Below are 8,456 nucleotides of genomic sequence, written 5' to 3' on the forward strand. Positions count from 1 at the left end.
CTCCCCCTTCGGCATCCCGACCCATCCCTATTGGACGGAGATGATGAACACGTTCATGGCGGCGGGCGGCTCGATGCTGTCCGCGCCCAAGGACGTGACGTCTTCCCGCGCAACCCCGGCCCAGAGAAGCCTGCCACCGGCGCGCTTCTTCCCGGAGCCCAGCCCATCCGCGAGTTCGAAAGCTGCGTCGGGTTCCAAACCCGCCTCGGGCACGAGGACCACCGAAGCGGCGCAAGCCTCCCCGCTCAACCCGTTCGACCTGTTGCAGCAGATGTTCCAGTCCGGGCTGGAGGCCCAGCAGGAGAACGCACGGACGATGCAGAGCCTGTTCGACAGCCTGTGGCGCGACGGCATGACGGCCATGGATCCGTCGAAGGCGAAACCCGCCGCAAAACCCGGCCCGACACGGCGCTGAGCGTCGCGCGAAGCCTCACGTGCTCCGGGCGATGGCGTCACCGATATATTTGTACATCGCGCCGACGCTGTCGGCATAGAGGTGGAGAGCCGTGACGATCGCCAGGAAGATCAGTCCGGTGATCAGCGTGTATTCGATCGCCGTCGTGCCGCACGTGTCCCGCTTGAACCGGGCGGCGAGGCCCGGGACACGGGATCGAGCCCGATCCCGCTGCGTCGCCCGAATTGTCTCGCGGTTCGTCATGGAAGTGGGGCTATCCTCGACGAAGCCGGCGCAGGTTGTCCTACGCCGGAAATCGTTGCCGCCCGTTTAAACGTTTCCCGTAAAACGCCCGCTTCTCCACTCAGGAAGCAGCGGAAACCGAGGATGAGGGCGGATCAGCCCCGTCCGGCTTCCTTGCGGAGAGCGTCGATGCGCTTGGAAGCCTCGGCCTTGTCGAGATCGGGCTCGAACGCGTCCGGCGACTTCGCCTCCTCCGACAGGGTCTTGAGGTAGGAGGCCTGCGCGCCGGTCATCGGCTCGTCGCCCGTGGTCCACTCGCTCGGATCCTTGATCCGGTTCGATGCGTCGCCACCGGCCGTCTTCGGGTTCTCGTTCTCGTCCGTCGCCTGCTTCTTCGTCATCGCGCAACCTCGTTCATGAATTGTTCTCTTCATAACGAGGGCCTCGCCGATGAGTTCCGCGCCGTCGCGCCTGTCCCCGGGGCGAGGATTCGAGGCCTCGTCGTCGACTCGCGCAGATGTGAGGCGGCATGTCCCAGGGCGCCTTGGTGGCGGTCGAGCCCGCCTGGACGGCGACGACACCTTGATTTTCGAGACGCGCGCCAGATTTCGCTCAAGGCGCCGGATGGCGCGAGCGTCGCCGTCTCTCAGGGTGTCGCACGCCTCACGCCGGCGACGGACCGGCGGTCCGATCCATCCGGTGCCGCCGGTTCTGCGCGCAGGGAAATGTAGATGAACGAGATGACGATCGACAAGACGAATACCGACTCGTACCCGATGGCGGGCCAATGCCCGTTCGGAGGCGACCGCATCGGCGGAGCCCTCGGCAGCCGCCCGGCCCTCGAGAACTGGTACCCGCACCGCTTGAGGGTCGAGCTCCTGCATCAGAACGGCCTCGCGGCCGATCCGCTCGGACCGGATTTCGACTACGCCAAAGCGTTCGAGACCATCGACCTCGACGCGCTCAAGAGCGACATCAAGCAGTTCCTCACCTCGTCGGTGGCGTGGTGGCCGTCCGATTACGGCAATTACGGCCCGCAGATGATCCGCATGGCCTGGCACTCGGCCGGCACTTACCGCATTGCGGACGGGCGGGGCGGCGCCGGCACCGGGATGCAGCGTTTCGCGCCGATCTCGAGCTGGTGGGACAACGGCAACACCGACAAGTCGCGCCGCCTCCTGCAGCCGATCAAGCACAAATACGGCAACGCCCTCTCCTGGGCCGACCTGATGGTGCTCACCGGCAATTGCGCCCTGGAAATCATGGGCCTGCCGACCTACGGTTTCGCCGGTGGGCGCCTCGACGCCTGGGAGGCGGACAACGCCACCTACTGGGGTCCGGAGGTCGTCGAGATGGGCTCGGTGTCGAGCTTCGACGACATGGTCAACCGGGACAAGCGCTGGCGCGGCAAGAATGGCGACGCCGATTACGACTTGGAGAACCCCCTCGCCGCCTCCCACCAGGCGCTGATCTACGTGAACCCCGAGGGGCCTTACGCCAACGGCGACCCGCAGGGCTCGGCCAACGACATCCGCGTGACGTTCACCCGCATGGCCATGAACGACGAGGAGACCGTGGCGCTCATCGCCGGCGGCCACGCCTTCGGCAAGAGCCATGGCATGACCCCCGCCAAGGAGATCGGACCGCCGCCCGAGATGGCGCCGATGGAGGCGATGGGCCTCGGCTGGCACAACCCGAACGGCACCGGCGCCGGCAAGGACACGATGACCAACGGCATCGAGGGCAGTTGGACCCCCGACCCGACCCAATGGGACAATGCCTACCTGGAGAACCTCTTCAAGTTCGACTGGGAGCAGACCAAGAGTCCGGCCGGCGCCCTGCAATGGACACCGAAAGACCCGAGCGCGCCGCGGACGCCCGACGCACATGTCGCGGGGCAGTCGCATCCCCTCATGATGATGACCTCCGACATCGCCCTCAAGGTCGATCCGGAATACCGCAAGGTCTGCGAGAAGTTCCTCAACGACTTCGACGCCTTCACGCAGGCCTTCTCCAAGGCGTGGTACAAACTGACCCACCGCGACATGGGGCCCAAGCACCGCTACCTCGGCCCGGAGGTGACGATCGAGGACGGTCTGCTCTGGCAGGATCCGATCCCCGATGCGGCCTATGCCCCAGTGGGCGAGGCCGAGGTTGCCACCCTCAAACAGGCGATCCTGGCCACGGGCCTGTCGGTCTCGGATCTGGCCTTCACCGCCTTCTCGGCGGCCTCGACCTACCGCGACAGCGACAAGCGCGGTGGCGCCAACGGCGGCCGGCTCGCCCTTGCCCCGCAGAAGGACTGGGCCGTCAACCGCCGGGCCGCGCCCGTGGTCGACGCGCTCCGTGGGGTCATGGCGGAGTTCAACCATGGCCGGACCGACGGCAAGCAGGTCTCGCTGGCCGACCTCATCGTGCTCGCCGGCTGTACCGCCGTGGAGAAGGCCGCCAGGGATGCCGGGGTCGAGACGCAGGTGCCGTTCATGCCCGGCCGGGTCGACACCACACAGGAGCTGACCGACATCGAGATGTTCCAGTGGCTGAAACCCGTCGTCGACGGGTTCCGCAACTACGTCGATGACGGGTTCGGGGCAATGACGCGGAGCCTGTCGCCGGAGGAACTGTTCCTCGACAAGGCCAACCTGCTGACGCTGACCGCACCGGAATGGGTGGTGCTGACCGGCGGCCTGCGGGCGCTCGCCGCCAATCACGACGGCTCGAACCGGGGCATCTTCACCGACCGGGTGGGCGTGCTGACGACGGACTTCTTCCGCACCCTGACAGACACGAATCTGGTCTGGGAGAAGATCGATGCGGACGGAACGTCCTTCGCCCTCAAGGACCGTGAAACCGGACAGGCCAAGTTCGAGGCCACGCGCAACGACCTCATCTTCGGGTCGAACGCGCAGCTGCGTAACATCGCCGATGCCTATGCCGGCAGCGACGGCCAGAGCCGGTTCGTGGCGGATTTCGTGCGCGTCTGGGACAAGGTAATGATGCTCGACCGCTACGACGTGAAGGGCCACCGGCGTCAAGGCCCGATGGCGGCCTGATCGACGGCGGCCTTAGACGCCCCCGTCCCTTCCCTGAATGGGACGGGGGTCGTGCGATGGACGGCCCCGCCTCGTCACCACCGGGGGCGCGCGATGTGGATGCGTCTTGTCCCTCGCCCTCGCAGGCTCCCACGAAGTGACGGCGAGGCCGTCATGTGGCGGGAGCCACCGGATGCGTGGATGCAACCGCGCGAAGAGCGGCCCGAACTACGCCGCCACCGCCTTCGGCTGAACCTCGGCGGTGTAATCGTCCATGAGCGTCTTGGTCATGGCGGCCGGGGTGAAGCGGTAGGGGCCGATCTCGGAGACAGGCGTCACTTCCGCGGCCGAGCCGGTGATGAAGCACTCGGAGAAGCCCTCCATCTCCTCGGGCCTGATCCGCCGCTCGATCACCTCGAAACCGCGCCGACGGGCGAGGTCGATGACGGTCTGGCGGGTGATGCCGTTGAGGAAGCGGTCGGCGAGTGGCGTGTGGACCACGCCGTCCTGGATGAAGAAGATGTTCGCGCCGGTGCATTCGGCGACGTAATCCTCCCAATCGAGCATCAGGGCATCGGCATAGCCCTTGTTCTCGGCCCGGTGTTTCGAGATCGTGCAGATCATGTAGAGGCCGGCCGCCTTCGAGGCGGAGGGGATCGTCCGCGGATCGGGCCGGCGATAATCGGCCATGTCGAGGCGGATGCCCTTCATCTTGGTCTCGGGATCGAAATAGCTCGGCCATTCCCAGGCGGCGACGGCGAGGTGGATGGTGTTGTTCTGGGCCGAGACGCCCATCATCTCCGAACCGCGCCAGGCCACGGGACGCAGGTAGGCGTCGGTGAGGCCGCTGGTCTTGAGCACGAGTTCCTTGGCCGCCTCGATCTCGGCGACGCCGTAGGGAATCGTGAAATCGAGGTACTGCGCCGAGCGGAGCAGGCGCTCGGCATGCTCGTGGCTCTTAAAGATCCGTCCGCCATAGGCGCGCTCGCCCTCGAACACCGCCGAGCCGTAATGCAGGCCGTGGCTGAGCACGTGGATCTTGGCCTCGCGCCACGGCACCAGCACGCCATCGAACCAGATGGTGCCCTCGCGTTCGTCGAACGGGATCACGGACATGACGAATTCCTTGAATCCGCGGGCTCGCATCGTCGCGCCTGCGGGGTCGATCGATCGGGTTGGCGCGATGGCCAGGCAATGCCCCGCGCAGTATCCGCGAGGACGGAGGTCCGCAAGACGGCCGTTACGGCGAGCCGGCCCCGGTAAGGCTTGACGGGTATCAACGCCCCTGAGATATGTCAACAACACTGACGTATATTGAGGATGTCGCCGGACGTGACGCGCCAATCCACCCTGGCAACGGGCCCGGACCCCCTATCCCTGTCCGAGGAGGAGGACGGGCAGGCGGAGTCAGGTCCGGCTCCGGAGGGCGTAACGAACGACCTCGTCGAACTGCTGTTCTTCGCCTACCGCGACTTCGTCGGCGACCCGGACCGGATGCTGGCCGAATACGGCTTCGGGCGGGCGCACCACCGGGTGCTCCATTTCGTCTATCACTACCCCGGCCTGACCATCGCCGAACTCCTCGACATCCTGCGGATCACGAAGCAGAGTCTGAACCGGGTTCTCAAGGATTTGATCGAACAGGGCCACATCGTGCAGAAGACCGGCCGGAGCGACCGCCGCCAGAGGCTGCTCTATTGTTCGGAGACGGGCGCGACGCTCACGGCGGAACTGACGCGGGTCCAGGTGCGGCGGGTGGCCCGCGCCATCGCCGATCCGGTGGCGGACGAACCGACGGGCGCCCGGGACGGAAACGGATTTTCCGCGGCACAGGGATTTCTCATGGCGATGATCGAACCCGAAGAGCGCGCGGCGGTGACCAGCCTGATGGCGCGCCGCGCCCGGAGCCGTCGCTGACATGGCGTCGCCGGAGCCGAGAATCCGCGCCGAGCTTCCCGACCACGCCCCCCACATCCTCGTGGTGGACGACGACCGGCGGGTGCGCGAATTGCTGTCGCGCTATCTCTACGAACAGGGGTTTCGCGTCACGGCCGCCGGGAATGTCGAGGAGGCCCGGCAGCGGGCGCAGAGCTTCGTCTTCGACGCCCTCGTCCTCGACGTGATGATGCCGGGGGAGAACGGGTTCGATTACGCCCGGCAGGTGCGTGAGACCTCGCGGGTGCCGATCCTGATGCTCACCGCCCGTTCCAACCCCAACGACCGGGTGATGGGGCTCGAGATCGGGGCCGACGATTACCTGCCCAAGCCCTTCGAGCCGCGCGAGCTGATCCTGCGCCTCAACAACATCATCAAGCGCCGCCCGGACGGCGCGCCGCCCTCCGACCGCACCATCGCCACGGTGACGTTCGGGCCGTTCTCCTACCGCATCGACCGGGGCGAGTTGCGCCGTGACGAGGAGACCATCCGCATCACCGACCGCGAGCGCGAGATCCTGACGATCCTGGCCGAGGCCAAGGGCGGCAATGTCGACCGCGACGTGCTGGCCGGGAATGGCGGGCTCGCGGCGGAGCGCACCATCGACGTGCAGATCAACCGCCTGCGCCGCAAGACCGAGGTCGATCCGGGCAACCCCCTCTTCCTCCAGACGGTCCGCGGCATCGGCTACCGCCTCGCGATCGATTAGACGAGACCCGCCATGGCCCTCGCCGGCCTGAACCTGTCGCGGATCAGAACCAGCACCGCCGCCGCCTGGCGCGCGAGACCGCATCCGCGCCGGATATGGAAGAGGCTCGCGCGCGCCATCGGCAACGCCCTGCCGAAGGGGCTCTATGCGCGCTCGCTCATCATCATCATCGCCCCGGTGGTGCTGCTGCAATCGGTCATCGCCTACACCTTCATGGAGCGGCACTGGCAGCTCGTGACCCGCCGCCTCTCGGCGGCCGTCACCGCCGACGTGGCGGCGATGATCGACGTCTACGAGAGCTACCCCCAGGACAAGGACGCCGACACCCTCACCCGCATCGCCGGCACGCGGCTGAACCTCGACCTCGACATCCTGAAAGGCGCCAAGCTCCCCCTGCCGGGGCCGCGCCCGTTCTTCTCCATCCTCGACGAGACGCTCTCCGAGGAACTCGCCAAGCAGATCGGCCGGCCGTTCTGGATCGACACGGTGGGCCGGTCCAGCCTCATCGAGATCCGCGTCGAGATCCCGGACGGGGTGCTGCGGGTGACCGCGCGGCGGAGCATGGCCTACGCCTCGAACTCGCACATCTTCCTGCTGTGGATGAGCGGTTCGTCCCTGGTGCTCCTCGGCGTGGCGATCCTGTTCCTGCGCAACCAGATCAAGCCGATCCTGCGGCTGGCCGACGTGGCGGAGAGTTTCGGCAAGGGCCGCGAGATCGAGTTCCGGCCGCGCGGCGCCCGCGAGGTGCGCCAGGCCGGCCACGCCTTCATCGAGATGAAGCGGCGCATCGAGCGGGCGATGGAACAGCGCACGACCATGCTCAACGGCGTCAGCCACGACCTGCGCACCATCATCACCCGGTTCAAGCTGTCGCTCGCCCTGGTGGAGCAGACCTCGGAGGTGGAAGACCTCCAGCGCGACGTCGACGAGATGAGCCGGATGCTGGAGGCCTACCTCGCCTTCGCGCGCGGCGATTCCGGCGAGGCCGCCGTGCCCACCGACATGCGGGCGATGCTGGAGGATCTGCGCACCGACGTGGAGCGCCTCGGCGCCCACGTGGCCGAGGTGAAGTTCGACGGCCGCGCCATGGTGACGCTGCGGCCGGACGCGTTCCGCCGCTGCCTGTTCAACCTCGCCGCCAACGCGGCCCGGTACGGCGAGACAGTGGCGATTCGCGGCCGCACGGAGGCGCGGTCCTTCCTCGTCTCCATCGACGACGACGGTCCGGGCATCGCCGTCGAGAGCCGCGAGGAGGTGTTCAAGCCCTTCGTCCGCCTCGACGATGCGCGCCAGGATGCCGGCGGATCGGGCCTCGGCCTCGCCATCGCCCGCGACATCGCCCGCGCCCATGGCGGCGACGTCGCCCTTCACGACAGTCCGCTGGGGGGATTGCGCGCCACCGTCCGCATCCCGGCGTGACCGTCCGATCCCTGTGAATTTTGTTGCGTCCGGGGTGTCCCCTCGGGCGCTGAGCAATGCTATGACCGGGGCCGCTTTACAGAGAGAAGGGCCGAACCCCGGTCCCGACATACGCGAGTACGCCATGAACCCGCTGGGTCCCGTCCTGATCGTCCTGCTCCTGCCGATCTCCGCCATCGGCCTCCTGCTCTACACCGATACCGGCATTGAGCCGGCGCTGTTCACCGCCACCGTGAAGACCTTCGTCGCGCTGTTCGCCATCGCCGGGATCCTGTCCTACGGCGCGAGCCGGCTCGCCGCCCGCTCGGAAGGCTAAAAAGACCGCGTCTCCGGACCGGCCCCGTGGCGGGGCCGGTTCTGCGCCGACGCAACGGTGACGATGGGATCGAGGACGACATGAAGGCCGCCCTCGCTCGCATCTCTGTGTCTGCCCGGCAGAACGACGATAGTCGCAGATCTCGCGGGCCGCTCGGGTCCCCTCTCCTGGAAGGAGAGGGACAGGGTGAGGTGTGCGACCTTTTCGGAGAGTCCACGCACCTCTCCCCAACCCTCTCCTTCCAGGAGAGGGAGCCCATCGCGCAGATCGGCGAATCCCGGAGATGGCGGGGGACGGTTCGAATCCTCGCCCTCTGCCTCGCGGCGGGCGTCGCAGCGCTGTCGCTTCCGGCCCTGGCCGCCGAGGAAAAGTCGCCCCCTCCGCCCGCCGCGAGGCAGAGGGCGAGGA

General features: G+C 67.3%; 9 protein-coding genes and 1 pseudogene. 7 read left to right on the plus strand and 3 right to left on the minus strand.

Annotation, left to right across the window (positions count from 1 at the left end; all coding sequences use genetic code 11):
* A pseudogene (locus tag FV220_RS22710) lies at positions 1-415 on the plus strand (hypothetical protein); the annotation flags it as partial.
* A gap of 15 nt (positions 416-430) precedes the next feature.
* On the opposite strand, the gene FV220_RS22715 reads toward FV220_RS22710, so the two are convergent.
* Together FV220_RS22715 and FV220_RS22720 are read right to left on the minus strand one after the other, a co-directional pair.
* Entirely contained in the window at positions 431-658 is a 228-nt protein-coding gene (locus tag FV220_RS22715) for a Flp family type IVb pilin (RefSeq protein ID WP_056140408.1), read from the minus strand.
* A 134-nt stretch (positions 659-792) separates the two neighbouring features.
* Complete coding sequence (locus FV220_RS22720) at positions 793-1,038, minus strand: DUF3072 domain-containing protein (protein ID WP_147833331.1); 246 nt, start codon at positions 1,036-1,038, stop codon at positions 793-795.
* Between the two features lie 330 nt (positions 1,039-1,368).
* On the opposite strand from FV220_RS22720, the gene katG reads away from it, so the two are divergent.
* Positions 1,369-3,690, plus strand: a complete 2,322-nt coding sequence (gene katG, locus FV220_RS22725; protein ID WP_147833332.1) for a catalase/peroxidase HPI — start codon at positions 1,369-1,371, stop codon at positions 3,688-3,690.
* 207 nt (positions 3,691-3,897) lie between these two features.
* Here the strand turns inward: katG and FV220_RS22730 are convergent, their stop codons facing one another.
* A complete protein-coding gene (locus FV220_RS22730; protein ID WP_056140863.1) occupies positions 3,898-4,785 on the minus strand; it encodes a branched-chain amino acid aminotransferase in 888 nt (295 codons plus the stop codon).
* 204 nt (positions 4,786-4,989) lie between these two features.
* Between FV220_RS22730 and FV220_RS22735 the strand changes: the two genes are divergently transcribed.
* The 5 genes from FV220_RS22735 to FV220_RS25875 all read left to right on the plus strand — a co-directional run.
* Positions 4,990-5,586: a helix-turn-helix domain-containing protein gene (locus FV220_RS22735; protein WP_147833333.1), complete on the plus strand. Its 597-nt coding sequence runs from the start codon at positions 4,990-4,992 to the stop codon at positions 5,584-5,586.
* Position 5,587: 1 nt separating this feature from the next.
* Complete coding sequence (locus FV220_RS22740; protein WP_018045104.1) at positions 5,588-6,313, plus strand: response regulator; 726 nt, start codon at positions 5,588-5,590, stop codon at positions 6,311-6,313.
* 12 nt (positions 6,314-6,325) lie between these two features.
* Positions 6,326-7,732 (plus strand): ATP-binding protein, encoded by a 1,407-nt coding sequence (locus tag FV220_RS22745; protein WP_018045105.1) that lies wholly within the window; start codon positions 6,326-6,328, stop codon positions 7,730-7,732.
* A gap of 124 nt (positions 7,733-7,856) precedes the next feature.
* Positions 7,857-8,048, plus strand: a complete 192-nt coding sequence (locus FV220_RS22750) for a hypothetical protein (RefSeq protein ID WP_018045106.1) — start codon at positions 7,857-7,859, stop codon at positions 8,046-8,048.
* 80 nt (positions 8,049-8,128) lie between these two features.
* Positions 8,129-8,456, plus strand: a 328-nt coding sequence (locus FV220_RS25875) for a hypothetical protein (RefSeq protein ID WP_210245969.1), incomplete at its 3' end; no start/stop codon positions are given.

The organism is Methylobacterium sp. WL19, assembly GCF_008040005.1.
GTDB classification, from domain to species: domain Bacteria; phylum Pseudomonadota; class Alphaproteobacteria; order Rhizobiales; family Beijerinckiaceae; genus Methylobacterium; species Methylobacterium bullatum.

What these genes read in the sequence shown, in the direction of transcription:
- FV220_RS22715 (WP_056140408.1), bottom strand. Translation starts at nt 658, where the DNA reads ATGACGAACCGCGAGACAATTCGGGCGACGCAGCGGGATCGGGCTCGA.
- FV220_RS22720 (WP_147833331.1), bottom strand. Translation starts at nt 1,038, where the DNA reads ATGACGAAGAAGCAGGCGACGGACGAGAACGAGAACCCGAAGACGGCC.
- katG (WP_147833332.1), top strand. Translation starts at nt 1,369, where the DNA reads ATGAACGAGATGACGATCGACAAGACGAATACCGACTCGTACCCGATG.
- FV220_RS22730 (WP_056140863.1), bottom strand. Translation starts at nt 4,785, where the DNA reads ATGTCCGTGATCCCGTTCGACGAACGCGAGGGCACCATCTGGTTCGAT.
- FV220_RS22735 (WP_147833333.1), top strand. Translation starts at nt 4,990, where the DNA reads ATGTCGCCGGACGTGACGCGCCAATCCACCCTGGCAACGGGCCCGGAC.
- FV220_RS22740 (WP_018045104.1), top strand. Translation starts at nt 5,588, where the DNA reads ATGGCGTCGCCGGAGCCGAGAATCCGCGCCGAGCTTCCCGACCACGCC.
- FV220_RS22745 (WP_018045105.1), top strand. Translation starts at nt 6,326, where the DNA reads ATGGCCCTCGCCGGCCTGAACCTGTCGCGGATCAGAACCAGCACCGCC.
- FV220_RS22750 (WP_018045106.1), top strand. Translation starts at nt 7,857, where the DNA reads ATGAACCCGCTGGGTCCCGTCCTGATCGTCCTGCTCCTGCCGATCTCC.